The 18,925-nt window shown below is 63.4% G+C and carries 18 protein-coding genes; 1 reads left to right on the top strand and 17 read right to left on the bottom strand.

The features are described from left to right. Window positions 1-38 precede the first annotated feature (38 nt). From EOA78_RS13410 to EOA78_RS13325, 17 genes are all read right to left on the bottom strand, one after another. The gene (locus tag EOA78_RS13410; protein WP_127315544.1) at window positions 39-713 is read right to left on the bottom strand and encodes an amino acid ABC transporter permease; all 675 of its coding nucleotides are present in this window, start codon (window positions 711-713) and stop codon (window positions 39-41) included. A gap of 193 nt (window positions 714-906) precedes the next feature. After that, window positions 907-1,704, bottom strand: coding sequence for an ABC transporter substrate-binding protein (locus tag EOA78_RS13405; RefSeq protein WP_127315543.1), 798 nt, complete (start codon window positions 1,702-1,704; stop codon window positions 907-909). Window positions 1,705-1,803: 99 nt separating this feature from the next. After that, window positions 1,804-2,943: an aminotransferase class V-fold PLP-dependent enzyme gene (locus EOA78_RS13400; protein WP_127315542.1), complete on the bottom strand. Its 1,140-nt coding sequence runs from the start codon at window positions 2,941-2,943 to the stop codon at window positions 1,804-1,806. A 169-nt stretch (window positions 2,944-3,112) separates the two neighbouring features. Next, window positions 3,113-3,841: a GntR family transcriptional regulator gene (locus EOA78_RS13395; RefSeq protein WP_127315541.1), complete on the bottom strand. Its 729-nt coding sequence runs from the start codon at window positions 3,839-3,841 to the stop codon at window positions 3,113-3,115. A 375-nt stretch (window positions 3,842-4,216) separates the two neighbouring features. Beyond that, window positions 4,217-4,612 carry a RidA family protein gene (locus EOA78_RS13385; protein ID WP_127315540.1) on the bottom strand — a complete coding sequence of 132 codons (396 nt, stop codon included), beginning with the start codon at window positions 4,610-4,612 and terminating at the stop codon, window positions 4,217-4,219. 77 nt (window positions 4,613-4,689) lie between these two features. Next, window positions 4,690-5,838 (bottom strand): acyl-CoA dehydrogenase family protein, encoded by a 1,149-nt coding sequence (locus EOA78_RS13380; protein WP_127315539.1) that lies wholly within the window; start codon window positions 5,836-5,838, stop codon window positions 4,690-4,692. Window positions 5,839-5,958: 120 nt separating this feature from the next. Continuing rightward, window positions 5,959-6,771, bottom strand: coding sequence for an enoyl-CoA hydratase family protein (locus EOA78_RS13375; protein ID WP_127315538.1), 813 nt, complete (start codon window positions 6,769-6,771; stop codon window positions 5,959-5,961). After that, a complete protein-coding gene (locus EOA78_RS13370) occupies window positions 6,768-7,238 on the bottom strand; it encodes a MarR family transcriptional regulator (protein ID WP_127315537.1) in 471 nt (156 codons plus the stop codon). The genes EOA78_RS13375 and EOA78_RS13370 overlap by 4 nt, the downstream gene beginning before the upstream one ends. Next, entirely contained in the window at window positions 7,232-8,005 is a 774-nt protein-coding gene (locus EOA78_RS13365) for an SDR family NAD(P)-dependent oxidoreductase (protein WP_127315536.1), read from the bottom strand. Before EOA78_RS13365 ends, EOA78_RS13370 begins: the two co-directional genes overlap by 7 nt. Continuing rightward, a complete protein-coding gene (locus EOA78_RS13360; protein WP_127315535.1) occupies window positions 8,002-10,296 on the bottom strand; it encodes a bifunctional salicylyl-CoA 5-hydroxylase/oxidoreductase in 2,295 nt (764 codons plus the stop codon). The genes EOA78_RS13365 and EOA78_RS13360 overlap by 4 nt, the downstream gene beginning before the upstream one ends. 140 nt (window positions 10,297-10,436) lie before the next feature. Then, window positions 10,437-11,048 carry a VOC family protein gene (locus EOA78_RS13355; protein WP_127315534.1) on the bottom strand — a complete coding sequence of 204 codons (612 nt, stop codon included), beginning with the start codon at window positions 11,046-11,048 and terminating at the stop codon, window positions 10,437-10,439. Between the two features lie 106 nt (window positions 11,049-11,154). Then, complete coding sequence (locus tag EOA78_RS13350; RefSeq protein WP_127315533.1) at window positions 11,155-11,985, bottom strand: ATP-binding cassette domain-containing protein; 831 nt, start codon at window positions 11,983-11,985, stop codon at window positions 11,155-11,157. Then, window positions 11,978-12,862 carry an ABC transporter ATP-binding protein gene (locus tag EOA78_RS13345; protein ID WP_127315532.1) on the bottom strand — a complete coding sequence of 295 codons (885 nt, stop codon included), beginning with the start codon at window positions 12,860-12,862 and terminating at the stop codon, window positions 11,978-11,980. The genes EOA78_RS13350 and EOA78_RS13345 overlap by 8 nt, the downstream gene beginning before the upstream one ends. Beyond that, window positions 12,859-13,707 carry an ABC transporter permease gene (locus tag EOA78_RS13340; protein ID WP_127315531.1) on the bottom strand — a complete coding sequence of 283 codons (849 nt, stop codon included), beginning with the start codon at window positions 13,705-13,707 and terminating at the stop codon, window positions 12,859-12,861. Before EOA78_RS13340 ends, EOA78_RS13345 begins: the two co-directional genes overlap by 4 nt. Then, window positions 13,700-14,707: an ABC transporter permease gene (locus EOA78_RS13335; protein WP_127315530.1), complete on the bottom strand. Its 1,008-nt coding sequence runs from the start codon at window positions 14,705-14,707 to the stop codon at window positions 13,700-13,702. The genes EOA78_RS13340 and EOA78_RS13335 overlap by 8 nt, the downstream gene beginning before the upstream one ends. A gap of 70 nt (window positions 14,708-14,777) precedes the next feature. After that, window positions 14,778-16,304: an ABC transporter substrate-binding protein gene (locus EOA78_RS13330; protein WP_127315529.1), complete on the bottom strand. Its 1,527-nt coding sequence runs from the start codon at window positions 16,302-16,304 to the stop codon at window positions 14,778-14,780. Between the two features lie 107 nt (window positions 16,305-16,411). Beyond that, a complete protein-coding gene (locus EOA78_RS13325) occupies window positions 16,412-17,986 on the bottom strand; it encodes an NAD(P)/FAD-dependent oxidoreductase (RefSeq protein WP_127315528.1) in 1,575 nt (524 codons plus the stop codon). Between the two features lie 120 nt (window positions 17,987-18,106). On the opposite strand from EOA78_RS13325, the gene EOA78_RS13320 reads away from it, so the two are divergent. Next, a complete protein-coding gene (locus EOA78_RS13320; protein ID WP_127315527.1) occupies window positions 18,107-18,898 on the top strand; it encodes a cyclase family protein in 792 nt (263 codons plus the stop codon). Window positions 18,899-18,925: the final 27 nt, after the last annotated feature.

Raw genomic sequence — 18,925 nt, 5'->3', positions numbered from 1 at the left:
TTGGGAAGCGAAAATTGACAGATGAGAAACTGGCGACGTCAGCGGGTCTTTTCCGTTTTGAAGCGGCGTTCCAGCAGGCTGACGAGGCGGACCATCGGCCAGAGAAAGAGGAGATAGACCAGCGCCGCGCCGATCAGCGGCGAGGGGTTGGCGTAGAGCGACTGCGCGTTGGTTGCTTCCTTCAGCAATTCGGGCAGCGCCACGGTTGAGGCGAGCGAGGTGTCCTTGAACATCGAAACGCAGTTGCTGGTCATCGGCGGAATGACCACGCGGATCGCCTGCGGCAGCACCACCTTGCGCAAGGTCAGTAAAAACGGCAGGCCGAGTGCCTGCGCCGCCTCGAACTGGCCGCGCGGAATGCTTTCTATGCCGGACCGGAACACCTCGGCCGAATAAGCCGCCATGATGATGGCGAATGCCGTTACAGCGAAGGTCCAGGACGACAGGCGTATGCCGAGGAACGGCAGCGCGTAGTAGATCAGGATCAGCACGACCAGCACCGGCATCGCCCGGAAAATATCGATATAGCCGACCGCCAGCAGCCGCAGCGGCTTCGGCGCGTAGAGCCGTATCAGGCTGATCACCAGGCCGACGGGAATACCGATGCCGATGCTCAACAGCCCGAGCAGCAGCGTGTTCAGGAAGCCGCGCAGCAGCGCCGGCAGGCTGGAGATCATGACATCGGCGTTGAAGAAGGTCTCGAGCAGCGACATGGGGAGCATTCCCGAAAGATTTGGCGTCCCGCGACGCTAAAGCATGCTGCCGAAACCCGAAATCGGGTTTCGGAACGGATCATGAGTGAAAGTCGAAGGGCTACGGCGTCCGTTGCACGTCCAGGAGGGCGAGCAACGCTGTCCATAAAATCGTGCCGGTGTGGAAAGCCGGCTCGATTTCAGCCGCTGCCGCTCAGGCCTTCGGGATTGGCATTTCCTTGACGGTCGAAGAATCGGCGGGTGCGTCACTGCCGAACCACTTCTTGTGGATCGCGGCCAGCGTGCCGTCCTTCTTCATCGCCGTCAGCGCGTCGTTCAGCTTGCCGAGCAGCGGGTGGTCCTTGGCCATCATCAGGCCGTACTGCTCGCCGGTCTTGATACGCTCTTTTACGGCGAGGTCCTTCATCCGGGTGAAGGAGTATTCCAGGCCCGGAATGTCGCTGACTGCGGCGTCGACGCGACCGGCGCTGAGATCGAGCAGCAGGTTCTGCTGCGTGTCGTAGCCCTTCACCTCGCTGAACCCGCCGGCCTCCTGGTGCTGCTTGGTCCAGGCTTCGCCGGTCGAGCCGGACAGCACGCCAATGATCTTGCCCTTGAGGTCGGCCTCGGATTTGATCGGGCTGTCGGCCTTGGCGGCGATGCCCATGTGGGAATCATAGTAGGGCTGCGTGAACGCCTGCGACTTCAAGCGCTCAGGGGTGATCGTGATCGACGAGATGGCAACGTCGATGCGCTTCGACGTCGTGGCGGCGAACAGGGCCTGAAATCCGAGGTCGGCAATTTCGGTGGTCATGCCGATGCGCTTGGCTGCCTCGTTGACGATGTCGACTTCAAAACCCTCGAAAGTGCCGCTTTCGTTCTTGTATTCGAAAGGCGGATTGGTCGGATAGGCGCCGACATTCAGCACTTCCGCGGCATAGGCGGCGACTGGGCCGGCGGCGATGCCGATGGCGGCAGCGAGAAGAAGCAGATTACGGCGAGTGAAGCTCATTTTCGTTCCCTCTGGTTCGGCCACTCCCTGTGGCGCTTTTCACTTCCGCCGCTTTCAGCGCCGTATTTCCGGGCACTGCAGGCGAGGCGGCGCCTGAAGTCAGGATGCGCGGCGTTGCCGCGAGCCGATCAACTGCTGCAGACGCTGCAGCAGTGCGTCCACCGCGTCGTCCGTGGTGACCATACCGGGCGACAGCCTGAGCGTCGCGCCGCGCGCGTCGCAGTAAAGTCGCTCGCGGCGCAGCGTCGACACCGTTTTCACCGGGTCGACGCCTTGCGGCAAGGCCAGCATGACGCTGCCGCCGCGCTGGTCTGGATCGAGCGGCGAGCGGACCGCCCAGCCATTGTCCAGCGCGTAACCTATGATGCGCTCGGTCATGTTGCCGTTCTGTGCGCGGATAGCGTCGATGCCTGTCTCGGCGACCCATTCGAGGCCGGGCAGCGATGCAACACTGGCCAGGATGGCCGGCGTGCCATGGTCGAAACGGCGCGCATCGCTGGCATAGGAAAAACTGTCGAGATCCCAGGAGAACGGGTTCGGCTGGCTGAACCAGCCGCGGAGCTCAGGCCGGCATGTTGCCAAAAGATCGGGCGCCACTTGCAGGATGCCCGCGCCGGAAGTGCCGCACAGCCATTTCAATGAGGTCGAGACGACGAAATCGACTGGCGTCTTCGCAATCGAGAAGGGCGTCACGCCGACCCCTTGGGTGATGTCGACACCGACGATGCTGCCCATCTCCCGGCCATGCTCGGCGAGCCGCGCCACGTCGCAGCGGTGCGAGGCCGTCGAGGTGACGAAGGTCAGCAAGGCCAGACCGACATCGTCCTGCCAGCGGGCGATGAAATCCTCGTCGCGCACCCAGCTCTCGCCCGGCCGCAGCGGCACGGTGTCGAGCACGAAGTTGAAGCGGTCGGCAAGTCCGGTAAGCAGGAAGTGCAGGCTCGGAAAACAGTCGGCCGCGACCAGCAGGCGCTTTCCCACCAGACGCTCTGACGGCAGGGCGCCGATCAGGCTGTATAGGGCTGACGTGACGTTCTCGGCGGTGGTCAGGGTACCTTGCGGGGCTTCGATCAGCCGACCCCAGGCATCGACGAAGCGCTGCCGCGCGGCAAGGGCCGCCGGCCACTGGCCGTCGTCTTCTGCCGACCAGACGCCCGAGAATTCCGACAGGGCAGCAGCCATGCGCTCCGCTTTGCCGGGAAACGTTCCGATCGAGTGGTAGAGAAAATAACCAGACACTACGCTTTTGCTCCCTTGTGATCATGTGATCACAGAACGAAATCTGGTTCAATCGCTGGCCGCGAAGAAATGCAATCAATAGCGAAAATCGGACGATTTTTTCCGGCCACGAGCGGTCGCGGGTCGGCTCTTTCCGGCATCGATCTTGCGTTCAACCCGCAGCGGAGCTTCAGGAGGCCTTGCCGAATCCAGCGAACTCGACCAGCCTGGGTTCCGGCACGTCGGGGCAGATCGCGCGCAGCGTCTCCTGCGTCGACCTGATGTCGGCAACCACCTCTTCGCGGGCACGAGGAAAGTCGCGATCCTTCAGTGCTGCGATGATCGCAGTGTGCCGCCCGGACGGCTCCATCGTGCCGGCGCGCATCAAAGGCGCGACATGGTTGGACAACAGCCGCATATAGGGGCCGAAGCGCAGCCACAGTGTCTCGATCAACTGAAACAGCACATCGGAGCCGGAGGCGCGGTAGATGGTGAAGTGAAACTGCTGGTTCTTGGCGATCAGCTCGTAAATGCTGCCGTTGCGCCCGATCGCCTGCTGGTCGGCAGTGATCTGCTGCAATGTGGCTATGTCGGAAGTGGTCAGGCGCGGCGCGCCGAGCTCGGCCGCCAGCCCTTCGACGGCGACGCGCGCCCGGCAGAGATCGTCGAGCCGCGCGCGGGTCACGACCGGTACGCAGGCCGAGCCGTTCTGCGATATCTCCAGCGCATTCTCGGCGGCGAGCCGCCGCAAGGCCTCGCGCACCGGCATGTTCGAGGTGCCAAAGGCTTCGGCCAGCGAGGCAATTGTCAGCACCTGTGCCGGATCGAAGCTGCCGACCATCAAGGCATGCCGAAGCTGCTGGTAGACGCCATCCTGGACGGTCACACGTCCCGATACAGGTTCAAATCCCAGAGCCACGATTTTGGTTTCCTTGGGTTTCGACAGAAGCTATGTGCAAGCGGCACGCTGTGGTCGCCCAGCCGAAGCAGGAACGTGATCATCTGATCACAAAATATGCGGGGAGCCAAGTCACTCGGCCGTCAAGGCAGAGGCAATGACGCCTGATCGAAGTTCCGAATGTTGGTGCTGCCCCTCATTGCCCTGCCGGGCATTTCTCCCCGTGAACGGGGAGAAAGAAGACGGCCGGAACCTCGGCACTTGATTCTGCAGCGCTGGTGATTGGCGAAATCGTTGGTGAAAGCGTCCCTCGCCCCGTTTACGGGGAGAGGATGCCGGCAGGCAGGTGAGGGGCGGCGCCTACTTCGACAATTGCTTACCTCAAGAGGGCTATCATTACTCCGGGATCACCGCTGTCGCCTGGATCTCCACCTTGGCGCGATCTTCGACCAGCGCCATCACCTGCATGGCGGCCATGGCCGGGAAATGTCGTCCGATGACCTCGCGATAGGCCTCGCCGATCCCCTTGAGGTTGGCCAGATACTCGGCCTTGTCGGTAAAGTACCAGGTCATCGAGGTGATATGCTCAGGCTTGGCGCCGGCCTCGGCGAGCACCGCGACGATATTGTTAAGCGTCTGCCGCACCTGGCCGACAAAATCATCGGTTTCGAATTGGCCTTGCCCGGTCCAGCCGACCTGCCCGCCGATGAAGATCAGCTGCCCCCGCGCGGCGACGCCATTGGCGTAACCGATTGGTTTCGCCCAGCCTTCCGGTTGCAGGATGGTGTGCATGTCAAGCCTCCTGATACTCAAATCCGGTCGCAGTGTTCAAAATTCGAAACCAGCAATTTTCTGTCGCAAGCTCGGTCTCAGGCCGCTCCCATCACTTGCCTGGCGATGACCACCTTCTGCACGTCGGACGCGCCCTCATAGATGCGCAGCGCACGGATCTCGCGATAGAGGCTCTCGATGATGTGGCCCTTGCGGACGCCGTCGCCGCCATGCAGCTGCACGGCCTTGTCGATCACCTCTTGCGCTCTGTCGGTGGCGAACAGCTTGGCCATCGCCGCCTCGCGGGTGACACGGGCGGCGCCCATGTCCTTTGTCCAGGCGGCGCGGTAGACCAGCAGGGCGGCGGCATCGACATCAAGCGCCATGTCGGCGATGTGGCCCTGCACCATTTGCAGCTCGGCCATCGTAGCGCCGAACAGTTTGCGCTCGGCCACTCTTGTGATGCTTTCGTCCAGGGCGCGCCGGGCAAAGCCGAGTGCCGCCGCGCCGACCGTCGAGCGGAACACGTCGAGCACCGACATGGCGAGACGGAAACCGTCGCCTGGCTCGCCGATCAATGCCGAGGCCGGAACGCGGACATTGTCGAAGAACAGGCGTGCAAGCGGATGCGGCGCGATCACCTCCAGCCGCTCGGCGATAGTGAGGCCCTCGGTGTCTGCAGGCACGATGAAGGCGGAAAGCCCCTTGGCGCCGGGCGCCTCGCCAGTGCGGGCGAAAACGACGTAGAGATCGGCAATGCCGCCATTGGAAATCCAGGTCTTTTCGCCTGACAGAACATAGTCCTCGCCGTCGCGCGCGGCCGTCATCTCTATATTGGCGACGTCCGATCCGGAGCGTGGCTCCGACAGCGCGAATGCGGAAATCGCTTCGCCGGCGCGTGTCTTCGCCAGCCAGCGCTGCTGGTCGGGCGTTCCGAACAGGCTGAGCGCCCCGGTGCCGAGCCCTTGCATCGCGAAGGAGAAGTCGGCCAGTCCGTCATGCCGGGCCAGCGTCTCGCGCGTAATGCACAGCGTGCGCACGTCAAGCGGCCCGGGGTCTGCGATGTCGAGCGCCGTCGGTTTCAACCAGCCGTCTTGGCCGAGCTTCGCCACCAGCTCGCGGCAGGCGGCATCGACATCGTCATGCGCGACCGGCAGGTTTCTTCCGCACCAGGCGTCCAGCCGCTCGGCAAGCTCGCGATGGCGGTCCTCGAAGAACGGCCAGTTGAGGAAGGACCGGTCAGGCACTTCTGCCTCCGCTATGCTTCGGGACTCTACGGCGCCCTCCTCTGTCCTGCCGGACATTCCGGCAGGCCAGAGGGGGGCGCTGTCCCGCCAACGTGTCCATTCTGATTGAAGAAAACATCCTCAATTACCCTCGAACACCGGTTTTTCCTTGGCCACAAAAGCCTCATACGCCCGCCTGAAATCGCCGGTCTGCATGCAGATCGCCTGCGCCTGCGCTTCCGCCTCGATCGCCTGCTCGAGACCCATCGACCATTCCTGGTTCAGCTGCGTCTTGGTGATGCCGTGGGCGAAGGTCGGGCCGGAAACGATGCGCGCGGCCAGGTCGAGTGCGTCGGCCTCAAGTGCCGCCGCATCGACCAGCCGGTTGTAGAAACCCCAGCGCTCGCCTTCCTCGGCACTCATCGTCCGGCCGGTGTAGAGCAGCTCGGCGGCGCGGCCCTGCCCAATAATGCGCGGCAGGATCGCACAGGCGCCCATGTCGCAGCCGGCAAGACCGACACGCGTGAACAGGAACGCGGTCTTGGCCTCAGGGGTCGCGATGCGGATGTCGGACGCCATGGCGATGATGGCGCCGGCGCCCACCGCCACGCCGTCGACCGCCGCAATGATCGGCTTGCCGCAGTTCAGCATCGCCTTGACGAAATCGCCGGTCATTCGGGTGAAGCCGAGCAACTCCTTCATGTCCATCTTCACCAGCGGGCCTATGATGTCGTGAACATCGCCGCCGGAGCAGAAATTGCCGCCATTAGGCAGGAACACCACCGCATCGACATCCTCGGCGTAGACGAGGTCGCGAAAAGTATCGCGCAGCTCGGCATAGCTTTCGAAGGTCAGCGGGTTCTTGCGCTCCGGCCGGTCGAGCCGGATATTTGCGATCTTGCCTTCGACCTGCCAGAGGAAATGCTTCGGCTTGCGGCCGGCCATTTTTGTCATTCCCGTCCCTCCCAATTGCTGCGGAAGGAATCCAGCATGCCGGTCAGCCGGCGCGCCTCGTCCTCGCTTACATTGCCCAGCAGCTCGCCGATCCAGCTTTCATGCGCGGCGGCGATCAAAGCGAAAGCCATCGAACCTTCCTCCGTCAATCGCACCATCGAGGTGCGGCGGTCGCCATTGCGCCGGGCGCGGGTTACCAGCCCTTCCGAAACCAGCCGGTCGACGATCCCGGTCACATTGCCGTTGGACACCAGCAGGAAGCGCGACAGGTCGCTCATCAACATGCCTTCCGGCGCGCGGTAGAGTGCCGCCATCACGTCGAAGCGCGGCAGCGTCGTGTTGAATTCCTGCCGCAGGCGCTCGCGCAGCTCGGCCTCGATGCTGCGCGAGGCGCGCAGCAGCCTTACCCACAGCCGCAGCCGATCCTTGCCGGGTCCGGACGGCGCGGGCAGGGGACCGGCTACCATGTCTCGCCTCCCGAGATCGAAATCGTCTGTCCGGTGATCGATTGGGCCGCATCGCCGCACAGCCACAGCACCGCGGCTGCAATCTCTTCGGGCTGGATGAAGCGGCCTTGCGGGTTGGTCGAGACAAGGCTCGTCCTTGCTTCTTCAACCGTGCGACCGGTCTTTTCGACGATACGCTGGATGGCGCCTTCCAGCATCTCGGTTTCGACGAAGCCCGGGCAGACGGCGTTGACCGTCACCCCGGATTTGGCCGTCTCGACCGCCAGCGCTCGCATTAGGCCGACGACGCCATGCTTGGCGGCAACGTAAGCGGCGACATAAGGATAGCCCTTTAGCCCGGCCGTCGATGCAACGAAGATGATCCTGCCTGTCTTCCGTGCGACCATGCCGGCCAGCGCCGGCTTCACCGTCAGGAATGCGCCGGTCAGGTTGACGTCGTGCGTCCGCTGCCAGTCCGCGAGCGAGGTCCGCTGTGCTGGCGCGCTGCCGGACATGCCGGCATTGGCGACGACGATATCGATCGGCCCGCGCGCCGCCTCCGCCTGGCTGTAGAGAGACGTCATTGCCGCCTCATCGGTGACGTCGGCAGCGATGCCGAAAATGCGGTCGTTTTCCCTGGCGACCTCGGCAAGCGCTGCTTCGCGCCGGCCGCAGATGGTGACATCGATGCCGGCGTCGGCGAGCGCCAGCGCGATGGTCCGACCAACGCCGGAGCCGCCGCCGGTGACCAGCGCATGCCGTCCCCCTATCTTTGCGACGGCGCTCATACTTTCAGCCCCATTGCCGCGTCGCGCTCGGCCAGTCGATAGATCTGGTCGCGGCCAGGCAGATAGGGATCCGGCCATTTGACGCCGCGGTCGCCGAGCGTGACGGCCGCATGCAGCGTCCAGTAGGGATCGGCGAGATGCGGCCTTGCCATCGCGACGAGATCGGCGCGGCCGGCCATCAGGATCGAATTGACATGGTCCGGTTCGTAGATGTTGCCGACCGCCATGGTCGCCATGCCGACCTCATTGCGGATGCGGTCGGAAAACGGCGTCTGGAACATGCGGCCATACACCGGCCTTGCCTCGGCCGAGGTCTGGCCGGCCGACACGTCGCAGATGTCGACGCCGGCCTCATGCAGCAGCCGCGCGATTTCGACCGCATCGGCTGGCGTCACGCCTTCAATGCCGACCCAGTCATTGGCCGAGATGCGCATTGAAACAGGCTTTTCCGCCGGCCAGGCGACGCGCACGGCATGGAAGACTTCCAAGGGATAACGCATGCGGTTTTCGAGCGAGCCGCCATAGGCATCCGTCCGCTGGTTGGTCAGCGGCGTGATGAAGGAGGACAGGAGATAGCCGTGCGCGGCGTGGATCTCCAGCATGTCGAAGCCGCAGCGCGCCGCCATCTCGGCCGAAGCGACGAACTGGTCGCGCACCATTTCCATGTCGGCGCGGTCCATCGCCTTCGGCAGCTGATTCTCAGGCGACCATGCCACCGCCGACGCCGCCATCACGGGCCAGTTGCCTGATGTCAGCGGCACGTCGGTTCCCTGCCAGCCGAGCCGGGTCGAGCCCTTGGCGCCCGAATGGCCGATCTGCGCGCAGATTTTTGCCTCGGTCTCGGTATGGACGAAATCAACAAGCCGCTTCCAGGCGACCTCATGTTCGGGCGCGTAAAAACCGGTACAACCTGGTGTAATGCGACCTTCCGGGCTGACGCAGGTCATCTCGATATAGACGAGGCCGGCGCCGCCTTTGGCGCGTTCGGCATAGTGGGCGAAGTGCCAGTCGGTCGGGCAGCCGTCGACGGCCTTGTACTGCGCCATCGGCGAGACGACGATGCGGTTCTGCAGTGCCATGTCACGCAGCCGGAAAGGCGCGAACATCGGCGCCCGTCGCAGGCTATTGCCGCCGGCGCCCGCCTGACGCTGAAACCACTCTTCGGCGCCGGCCAGCCATTCGGCGTCGCGCAGCCGCAAATTCTCGTGGCTTATGCGCTGCGAGCGCGTCAAAAGCGAATAGTTGAACTGCACCGGGTCGAGGCCGAGATAGCGTTCGACCTCCTCGAACCATTCGAGCGAGTTGCGCGCCGCCGACTGCAGCTTCAGCACTTCGGTGCGGCGGGCGTCTTCATATTTGCGGAATGCGGCCTCGAGGTCGGGCTCGGCCTCGACATAGTCGGCCAGCGCCACCGCACTTTCCAGCGCCAGCTTGGTGCCGGAGCCGATCGAGAAATGCGCTGATGCCGCCGCGTCGCCCATCAGCGCCAGATTCCTGTAGGACCAGCGCTCGCACAGCACGCGTGGAAAATTGATCCAGGCCGAACCTCTGATGTGATTGGCATTGGTCATGAGCGCGTGGCCGCCGAGATGCCTGGCGAAGATCCGTTCGCAGACGGCGATCGATTCCTGCTGCGACATCGCGCCGAAGCCGAAGCGCCCCCAGGTCTGCTCGCTGCATTCGACGATGAAGGTCGCGGTGTCTTTGTCGAACTGGTAGGCATGCGCCCACACCCAGCCATGCTCCGTCTTCTCGAAGATGAAGGTGAAGGCATCGTCGAACTTCTGTTGCGTGCCGAGCCAGACGAACTTGCATTTGCGGGTGTCGATATCGGGCTTGAACACGTCGACGAAGGCGCTCCGTGCCTTCGAATTCAGACCGTCGGCGGCGACCACCAGATCGTGCGTCTCCATATAGGGCTTGGGGTCGGCGATATCGGTCTCGAAGACCAGCTTGACGCCGAGCTCGCGCGCCCGCCGCTGCAGCAGGGTGAGCAGGCGCTTGCGGCCGATGCCGCAGAAGCCGTGGCCGGTCGAGACCGTCCGCACGCCGTCATGGATAACGGCGATGTCGTCCCAATAGGCGAAATGCTTCCTGATCCAGACGGCACTGACCGGATCGTTCCTGGTCAGATTGTCGAGCGTTTCGGCCGACAGCACGACACCCCAGCCGAATGTGTCGTCGGCGCGGTTGCGCTCGAACACCGTCACCTCGTGTGCGGCGTCCCTGAGCTTCATCGAAATGGCAAAGTAGAGGCCGGCTGGTCCGCCGCCGAGAACCGCAACCTTCATTCGTGCGATCTCCTCTTCGCTTTCGCCCAGTATCGCGCCTGAGGGAAATTATTTCAACCTTGAAGTTTCATAATTGAAGCATTCGTCTCAGATGCCTATGGCGTGCCTGCGGTCAGACCCGCAAGCACGCGCTTGCCGGATCATTTTTCCGGGGTCTTCGGGCTCCACAGCACCGTCTCTGCGTCCTTTTCATAGGCCATGCCGTTGGGATAGCTGATCGCTTCCAGCTGCAGGCCCCAGGGCGCCTGGAAATAGAGGATGCTCTGTCCAGCCGCCGGGCCTTCGGTAACCGGCAGCGGCCCCATACGCGTCTTGACGCCCTTCTCATCGAGATAGGCTTTCGCGGCAGCGATATCGTCGACATAGAAGGCGATGTGGAAGCCGCCAATGTCGCTGTTGCGGGCCTGCAGGTCTCTCTGGTCCGGCGCTGTGTATTTGAACAGCTCGATATTCGAACCGTGGCCGCAACGGACCAGGGTGATCTCCTCGATCACCGCCTTGGGGTCGACGCCCAGAAGATCCTGCATGAACGTGCCCTTGTCGTCGGCGAACGGGCCGAAGGACATTGCTTTCTTGCAGCCGACAATCTCGGTGAAGAAGTCGACGGCCTGCTTCATGTCGGGCACCGTAACCCCGGTGTGATCGTGTCCGAGCATGCCAGGAATGGAATCGGCTGAGGCTGTGCTGATGGTTCCACCGATAGTGCCCAGGACGGCGGCCGCAAGCGTTGCAGTTAGGAGTGCATTCTTCATCTCAGTCATCCTCTCGCGGGACATGGGTGACTTGCCGGGCGCACGCCCGAGGCCCGCTTTTCGGCGTGCGAATGAGATGTGCTGTGAATGATCGTTGCGACCGATGTCATGCCGGCGCCTTCGCCGCGGGCAGCAGCCAGCCGTCATCGATCTCGGGCAGCGGGATGGCTGCGAGAAGATCGCGCGTGTAGGCCTGCTGTGGCTTCTCGAACAAAGCGTCCGTCGCGCTTGCCTCGACGATCACGCCTTCGCGCATGACGATCACTTGCCGGCAAAGCCGCCGGATGACTGACAGGTCGTGGCTGATGAAGGCGACTGTCAGGCCCATTTCGGCGGCCAGATTTTCCAGCAGCGTCAGGATTTGCGCCTGCGTCGAGACGTCGAGGCCGGAGACGATCTCGTCGGCCAGCACGAATTTCGGCGACAGCGCCAAAGCGCGGGCAATGCCGACCCGCTGGCGCTGGCCGCCCGACAGTTGGTGACGGTAGCGGCTGGCGAAACTTTGCGGCAGGCCGACGCGCTGCAGCGCCTCCGCGACACGCCCCTTCAGATTGTCGCCAAACCCGTTTTGCCTGAGTGGGGCGGCGATGATGCTGAAGATGGTGCGGCGCGGATTGAGCGACGACATCGGATCCTGGAAGATCATCTGCAGGTTGCGGCGCAGCGGCCTGAGCTCCGCCTCCGGCAGATGCGTGATATCGCGGCCGTCGAAAATGATGTTGCCGGCGCTCGGCTCCAAGAGGCGCACCAAAGCGCGGCCGAGCGTCGATTTGCCCGATCCGGATTCGCCGACGATGCCGGTCACCGCTCCCCTGGGCAGGTCGAAGTCCAGCCCTTTCAGGATCTGCACCATCGGCGCCCAGCCGATCAGTGGTTTGCGCGTCATATCGGGCAACGCGACCTTCAGCCCGCGCACGGAAAACAGCGGCTCAGCCATGTGGCCGTCTCCAGGCCTGGTCGGCAGCGGCGATCTCCGAAGCCAGTCTGGCCAATACCGCCTCGTCCACCGGTTTCAGCGAGGCGAACGGATCGGTGTAGCGCGGTGTCGCCGCCATTAGCGCTCGTGTGTAGGGGTGCTGCGGAGCCGCGAACAATGCTGCCGTCTCGGCCTCCTCCACCACTTTGCCGGCATAGAGCACTGACACTTTCTGGCTGATCTTGGCGACGACGCCGAGATCATGGGTGACGAACAGGATCGCCGTGCCGTGCTCGCGCTGCAATTGCGCGATCAGCCGCAAAATCTGCTTCTGCACGGTTACGTCTAGCGCCGTGGTCGGCTCGTCGGCGACGATCAGCCGGGGCTCGGCGGCGAATGCTGCGGCGATCAGCACGCGCTGGCGCATGCCGCCGGAAAGCTCGTGCGGATAGCATTTGAGGACGCGGTCCGGGTCGCGGATCTGCACCTCGTCGAGCAATTCGCGGATGCGTTGATCGGCTCGCGGCCTACTCCATCCGAGGATGCGCACCAGCCGGTCCGTCATCTGCGGACCGATGCGGCGCGACGGATTGAGCGCGGTCAACGGGTCTTGAGGGATCAGTGCGGTGCGCGCTCCGATCAGCGTGCGCCTCGCGTTCGGCTGCAGCCGGCCGAGGTCCTCGCCTTCGAGCAGCATATCGCCTTCGACGACGCGCACGCTGGGCGGCAGCACGCCGAGTACCGCCTTGCCGATCATCGTCTTGCCGGCGCCGCTCTCGCCGACCAGCGCGCGGACTTCGCCCGGTTGAACGGAGAGCGACACCGACCGCAGCACGCGCGCGCCATTCGGCAGCACGGCGCTGAGGTTGGTGATATCGAGGCAAGCGGCTGCGTTCATCGCAGCACCGGATCGAAACGCGCCTTGAGACCCTCGCCGAACTGGCTGAACGACAGCACGGTCAGGATCAGGGTGACCAGCGGGAACACCAGCACCCACCACGCCTGATGGATCGACAGGCGGCCCTCGGCGATGATGCCGCCCCAGGTCGGATCGTCGGTCGAGATCGACAGGTTGACGAAGGACAGGATCGCCTCGACGATCACCGCGATGCCCATTTCGAGCGACAGCAGCGCGACGATCGATGGCACCACGTTGGGCAGCACTTCGCGCAGCATGATGCCGATGCGGCCGTAGCCGGCGATGCGGGCGTTCTCAACATAGTCCATGCGCGCCTGGCCCATGGTCTCGGCACGGATCACCCGGCAGAAGCGCGTCCAGTCGATGACCGCGATGGCGATAATGACCGAGCTCAGACCGGTGCCGAGCACGGCAACCAGCAGGATGGCGAACAGCACCGGCGGAAACGCCATCCAGACGTCGACGATGCGCGAGACGATGCGATCGGCCCAGCCGCCGAAATAACCTGCGATCAGCCCGAGCGTCGAGCCGACCAGGCAGGCGGCCAAGGCCGCCGCGAAGGCGACGATGAAGGCGATGCGGGCGCCGAAGATCAGCCGTGACAGGAGATCGCGGCCGAGGCTGTCGGTGCCGAGCCAGAAGCCGGGCTCCGCGCCGCTCATCCAAAAGGGCGGCAGGCGTTCGAACATCAGATCTTGCGCCAGCGGGTCCTGCGGTGCGATCAGCGGCGCGAAGATCGCGGCAAGCAAAGCCAGCAGCAGCCAGCCGCCGGCCAGCCACAGCCTTGCGCCCGAGCCATGTCTTGAAATGCGGCCCTCATCCATGCCGCAGCCTCGGATTGAGCAGCGCATACATCATGTCGACGGTGAGGTTGATCAGCACGAACAGCAGCGCGAAGACCAGCACGATGCCCTGGATCAGCGGCAGGTCGCGGTTGATGACGGCGTCGATCGCCATGTTGCCGAGGCCTTCATAGGAAAACAGCCGTTCGACGATGACCGTGCCGCCGATCAGGAAGGTGAACTGCACGCCGACCAGGGTGAGCGTCGGCAGCGCGGCGTTCTTCAGCGCCTCGCGCAAAATGACCTGCGTTTCCGAAAAGCCCTTCACCCGCGCCAGCACGACATAATCGAAGTCGAGCACTTCCTTCAGCGACTGCTTCAGGAGCTGCGAAATGATCGCGGCGAGCGGCAGCGCCAGTGCCACGGCCGGCATCAGCAGGTGCCCGAGCAGGTCCTTGGTCAGGTCGAAGCGCAGCCGCACCATGCTCTCGAACAGGTAGAACTGGGTGACGAAGGGCAGGTCGAGCTGTGGCGACACCCTACCGGAAATGTCGAACACCGGCACCAGCACGCCGAACAAAAGGATCAGAACCAGCCCCCACAAAAAGTCGGGAATGGAAAGCGCTGCACCGCTGGCGATGTCGATACCGGCTTCGACTGCCGTGCCGCGTTCGCGCGCGCCAAGGATCGCCGTCGTGCCGCCGATCGCCAGCGCCATCAGCAACGCGACGATGGCGAGTTCCAGCGTCGCCGGCAGCCGGTTGAAGACCAGCCCCAATACGTCTTGCCGCAGCGAGATAGAGGTGCCGAAATCGCCCCTGACGACGCCGGACAGCCAGATGAAGAACTGTTCGACGATGGTCTTGTCAAGCCCGTACAGCGCACGCAACCGGGCGATGTCGGCATCGGTTGCACCGGGAGGCAGCATCATCGCGATCGGATCGCCGGGCGCGACGCGAATGACGACAAAGACCACGACGGCGACGCCGAGCAGCGTGATCGCCATCGTCAAAAGACGGAACAGGAATCTTTGCAGCAGCATGGTCGCCCGTATGCCTGGCGGAAAATGCGCGCCGTCATTGCGGACGGCGCGCGGCGATCTCTAGCCGATGTCAGGCCGGGGTCATCAGAGCCGGCAACAGCGCGCCGGAAACATGCTGCACGACATTGACGCCCTTGGCGTGCACGATCGGCTGCGCATACTGGATCAGCGGCAGCACATAGGCCTGTTCGGCGATGTATTTGTCGACAGCCTTCCAGCCGGCGATGCGCTTGGTCTCGTCCTTCTCGCCCCATAGCGGGTTGATCATGTCGATCAGATCCTGGCTGTCCCACACCGAATGCGGGCTCGGGCCATAGGTGGCAAAGCCGGTCGAGGTGGTCGGATCGCCGATGGCGTTGCCCCAATTGTAGAAGGCGGCCGGGGCCAGCTTGTCGGCGGCGCGCAGCTCGTAGTGCTTGGCGATCTCGTAGACCTCGATCGACGCCTCGATGCCGACCTTGCGCCACATGCCGACGATCGCCTGGATCATCTCGTAATCCTTGGGCTTGAAGCCCTTGGTCGTCTGGATCATGAACTTGACCGGCTTCTCCGGCGAGTAGCCCGACGCGGCCAGCAATTCCCTAGCTCTTTCCGGATTGTGCTCGACCTTGATCGACCCGTCATAGGCCTCGTATTCCGGCGTCTCCAGCGTATCGATCGGCTGGCCGTAGCCGCGCAGCAGCCGATCGACGAGCAGCTTCTTGTCGACCGCCATCACCGCGGCCTGGCGGACGTTCTTGTCTAGCATCACATCGATGTCGTTGAAGAAGATCATGCCGATGTCGGAAACATTCTTGCACGAGCCGGCAAGCCCGTCCTTGGCGATCAGGCGGTCATATTCCTCATAAGGAATTTCGAGCGTCACCTGCGAGGAACCGGACTCGATTTCGGCAACGCGGCTCGCCGCGTCGGTGACGAACTTGATCGTCACATTCTCGAAAGCCGGCTTGCCGCCCCAATAGTTCGGGTTGGCGTTGAGCCGCAGGAAGGCGTTGCGCTCGAACTTGTCGACCATGTAAGGGCCGGTGCCGATCGGGGCTTTCTCGAAGCCTTCGGCGCCGACCTTCTCGTAGTAGGCCTTCGGCATGATGTAGCCGGTCAGGAACGACATCCACTTAAAATACACCGGGTCGAACTGCACGACATCGCCAGTGATCTTGTTGCCGGCGATCTTGAAGTTGTTGACGTTCTTCCAGACGAACTGGATCGGATTCCCGGTCTTTTCGTCGCCCGCCCGCTGCAGCGACCACACCACGTCCTCGGCGGTGAACGGCGAGCCGTCATGCCAGGTGACGCCCTCGCGCACCGTCATCATGATCTTGCTGCGGTCGTCGTTCCAGCCCCATTCGGTGAGCAGGCCCGGCGCAAAGGAAAGGTCCGGCTTCTGCGGGATGAACTGATCGAACACCGACTGGTAGAGGCCCTGGATCGTCGGGTTGACCGCCGAAGGCCCGGTTGTCGGGTCCCAGGACGGCAGGTTGACGTTGTAGGCGATGGTCAGTTCGCCGGCTGCCTTGGCTATTTGCGGCAGGCCGATGACGGTGGCGCCAAGTGCTGCTGCGCCATACCCGAGCAATTCTCGTCTGTTGATTGTCATGGTCGTTCCCCTGTTGGTTTTCTATGCGCGTCGTTATCATGCAGTGGGTTCAGGCTCCTTGGGGCAACCGCGCATTGCCTCTCCTTCACCCGCAAGTGTTTTGAATTCTACCTCCCGCCAAGCTGTTGGGCGAGCATATAGCCCGAGGCCGCACCTGTGCCGGCGCCCGGCCATGTTGCAGCACCGGTGAGATGCAAATTCATGACCGGCGTATTCCAGCCGGCAAAGCCGCGCGCCGGACGAAACAGGAAATTCTGCGCCAGATGATGGCTGCCGCAAATCTGGTCGCCGCCGACGAGGTTGGGGTTCTCGCGTTCGAGGTCGAGGGGCGAGAACACGGCGCGGCCAAGGATCTTCCGGCGAAGGTTGGGCGCATAGGTCTCGATGATGTCGAGAACGCGCTCGGCGTAACCCTCCTTGACCTTGTCCCAATGATCCGGCGCGATCTTGCCGGCCGCATCGCTAAGGATTTCGGCGGGCAGCATCCGCACCTGCACCCACAGAACGTGCTTGCCTTCCGGCGCCCGCGATGCATCGACCGCAGTCGGTTGGCCGACGACAAGGACTGGCTCATCCGGCAGCATGCCGGATATTGCCTGCTGATAGGTCCGCGACATGGCGTCGAGCGACGGCGAAAGATGGACGTAGGCGAATTGCCGAAGCTCGGCGCCGGCGCGCCAGTCCGGCAGATCGTCAAGCGCCAGATGGATCATCATCGTGCCCGGCGCATGTCGGAATTTTTTCATGGCGGTGTCGAAGCCGGCGTCGCCGGAACCATCAGGCAAAAGCTTTCCGGTTAGCGCCCTGGGTGCAACGCTGGCGATCACCGCCTTGGTGGCAGTATGGGTCTCGCCGGAAGCAAGCCGCACGCCTGTCGCTCGGCCGCCGGACACCGTGATCTCGGCCACCTCAGCAGCGGTGCTAATCTGGCCGCCGGCAACGGTGACCATGCCGGTCAGCGCGCGGATGATGGTGTCGGCGCCGCCCTTGCCGAGCACCATGCCGAAGCACTGGTTGGCCATCGATTCCAGATAGGGGAACACCGCGCCGCCGGCGATGTCAGGGGCGAAGTCGAGATGCATGCCCCAGGTGGCGAGCGTCGCCCTGACATGCGGCGACTCGAAATTCTCCTCGAGCCACGAGCGTGGTGATGAGAGCAACAGCCGGCCGGTGTCGAGCGCGCCGGCAAGGCCTTTCTTGCGCCACAGGTTCCATGCGGTGCCGGCCAGCGCCCGCCCGCTCATTTGTGAGCCCAGCAGCCGAAACAGATGCTCGGCTTCCACCGGGAAGGCGCCGACCAGCCGGCGCCAAGTGGCGGCGTCGGTTGCGGAAAAAGTTGCCATGCGCGACGCGGTCTTTTCCAGATCGTTGCTGACGCCGAACCACCGTCCGTCGGGAAAGGCGCTGGCAAAGCAATCGGCGACCGGCGCAAACTCCAGCCCATGGCTTTTCAATTCATTTGCATATTTCTTGTGAAAGGCCGAGCCGGCGAACAGGCTCAGATTCATCGCGCCGAAATCGTGCCGAAAGCCGGGAAGCGTGAATTCGCGGCTCTGGACGGCGCCGCCGATAGTTACGCTGCGCTCAAAAATCCCGGTATTCCAACCTTTGAGCGCCAGATGCGCGGCGCATGCCAAACTGTTGTGGCCTGCCCCGACGAATATGGCGTCAAACTCGCTCACACCCCACCCAACCCATTTCCTTTATGCTTAAAGATAATTGCAGATGCATATGTTTTAGTCTAGTAGGATATTAAGGGCCGCGAAGAGCCTTTCATCATCGAGAAAGAGGGAACAGAGACCATGGACACGCAACAACTCCTCGGCGAGGTCGCCGGCCAGCTTCTTTCAGGCACCATCCAGGTGGTCGACCTGACGGCGCCGCTCGGGCCCAACACGCCGCTGATCAAGCTGCCGCCGGAGCTGGCGGTGGACACGCCGAAGGTCGAGATCCACGCCATCTCCCACTATGACAAGAACGGTCCGTGGTGGGCATGGAACTGGCTGAAGCTCGGCGAACACTCGGGCACGCATTTCGACGCGCCGCAGCACTGGATTACCGGCAAGGATTATCCGGACGGTGCCACTGACACCATTCCGGTTCAGAATTTCGTCGGCCCGGTCAATGTCATCGACTGCTCGATGCAAGCCGCCGCCGACAACGATTTCCTCCTCACAGTCGACCACATCAAGGCGTGGGAAGCCGAGCACGGCGCGATCAACGCCGGCGAATGGGTGGTGATGCGAACCGACTGGTATAAGCGCAACGGCTCGGAAGCCGAATTCCTCAACGCCGACGAGACCGGACCGCACACCCCCGGACCGACGGCCGAGGCCATCCAGTACCTGATCAGCAAAGACATCAAGGGCTGGGGCAGCGAGACGATCGGCACGGATGCTGGCAAAGCAGGGGGAATGGAGCCGCCATTCCCGGCGCACAGCCTGATGCACAAGGCCAACCGCTACGGCCTCGCCAGCTTGTGCAATCTCGACCGGCTGCCGCCGAAAGGCGCGATCCTGATCGCCGCACCGCTCAAAATCGAGCACGGCACCGGCAGTCCGATCCGCGCACTGGCGCTGGTGCCAAGAGCATGATCCCGAAAAGTGGTGATCGGGTTTCGG

Origin of the sequence: Mesorhizobium sp. M5C.F.Cr.IN.023.01.1.1 (assembly GCF_003997585.1) — a bacterium.
Classification (GTDB): Bacteria; Pseudomonadota; Alphaproteobacteria; order Rhizobiales; family Rhizobiaceae; genus Mesorhizobium; species Mesorhizobium wenxiniae.
Note: the sequence above shows the minus strand (reverse complement) of the source record. Positions and strands in the feature narration are given on the sequence as shown.

Coding starts and splice junctions, on each gene's coding strand:
- EOA78_RS13410 (WP_127315544.1), bottom strand. CDS start 713: ATGTCGCTGCTCGAGACCTTCTTCAACGCCGATGTCATGATCTCCAGC.
- EOA78_RS13405 (WP_127315543.1), bottom strand. CDS start 1,704: ATGAGCTTCACTCGCCGTAATCTGCTTCTTCTCGCTGCCGCCATCGGC.
- EOA78_RS13385 (WP_127315540.1), bottom strand. CDS start 4,612: ATGCACACCATCCTGCAACCGGAAGGCTGGGCGAAACCAATCGGTTAC.
- EOA78_RS13375 (WP_127315538.1), bottom strand. CDS start 6,771: ATGACAAAAATGGCCGGCCGCAAGCCGAAGCATTTCCTCTGGCAGGTC.
- EOA78_RS13370 (WP_127315537.1), bottom strand. CDS start 7,238: ATGGTAGCCGGTCCCCTGCCCGCGCCGTCCGGACCCGGCAAGGATCGG.
- EOA78_RS13365 (WP_127315536.1), bottom strand. CDS start 8,005: ATGAGCGCCGTCGCAAAGATAGGGGGACGGCATGCGCTGGTCACCGGC.
- EOA78_RS13360 (WP_127315535.1), bottom strand. CDS start 10,296: ATGAAGGTTGCGGTTCTCGGCGGCGGACCAGCCGGCCTCTACTTTGCC.
- EOA78_RS13355 (WP_127315534.1), bottom strand. CDS start 11,048: ATGAAGAATGCACTCCTAACTGCAACGCTTGCGGCCGCCGTCCTGGGC.
- EOA78_RS13350 (WP_127315533.1), bottom strand. CDS start 11,985: ATGGCTGAGCCGCTGTTTTCCGTGCGCGGGCTGAAGGTCGCGTTGCCC.
- EOA78_RS13345 (WP_127315532.1), bottom strand. CDS start 12,862: ATGAACGCAGCCGCTTGCCTCGATATCACCAACCTCAGCGCCGTGCTG.
- EOA78_RS13340 (WP_127315531.1), bottom strand. CDS start 13,707: ATGGATGAGGGCCGCATTTCAAGACATGGCTCGGGCGCAAGGCTGTGG.
- EOA78_RS13335 (WP_127315530.1), bottom strand. CDS start 14,707: ATGCTGCTGCAAAGATTCCTGTTCCGTCTTTTGACGATGGCGATCACG.
- EOA78_RS13330 (WP_127315529.1), bottom strand. CDS start 16,304: ATGACAATCAACAGACGAGAATTGCTCGGGTATGGCGCAGCAGCACTT.
- EOA78_RS13320 (WP_127315527.1), top strand. CDS start 18,107: ATGGACACGCAACAACTCCTCGGCGAGGTCGCCGGCCAGCTTCTTTCA.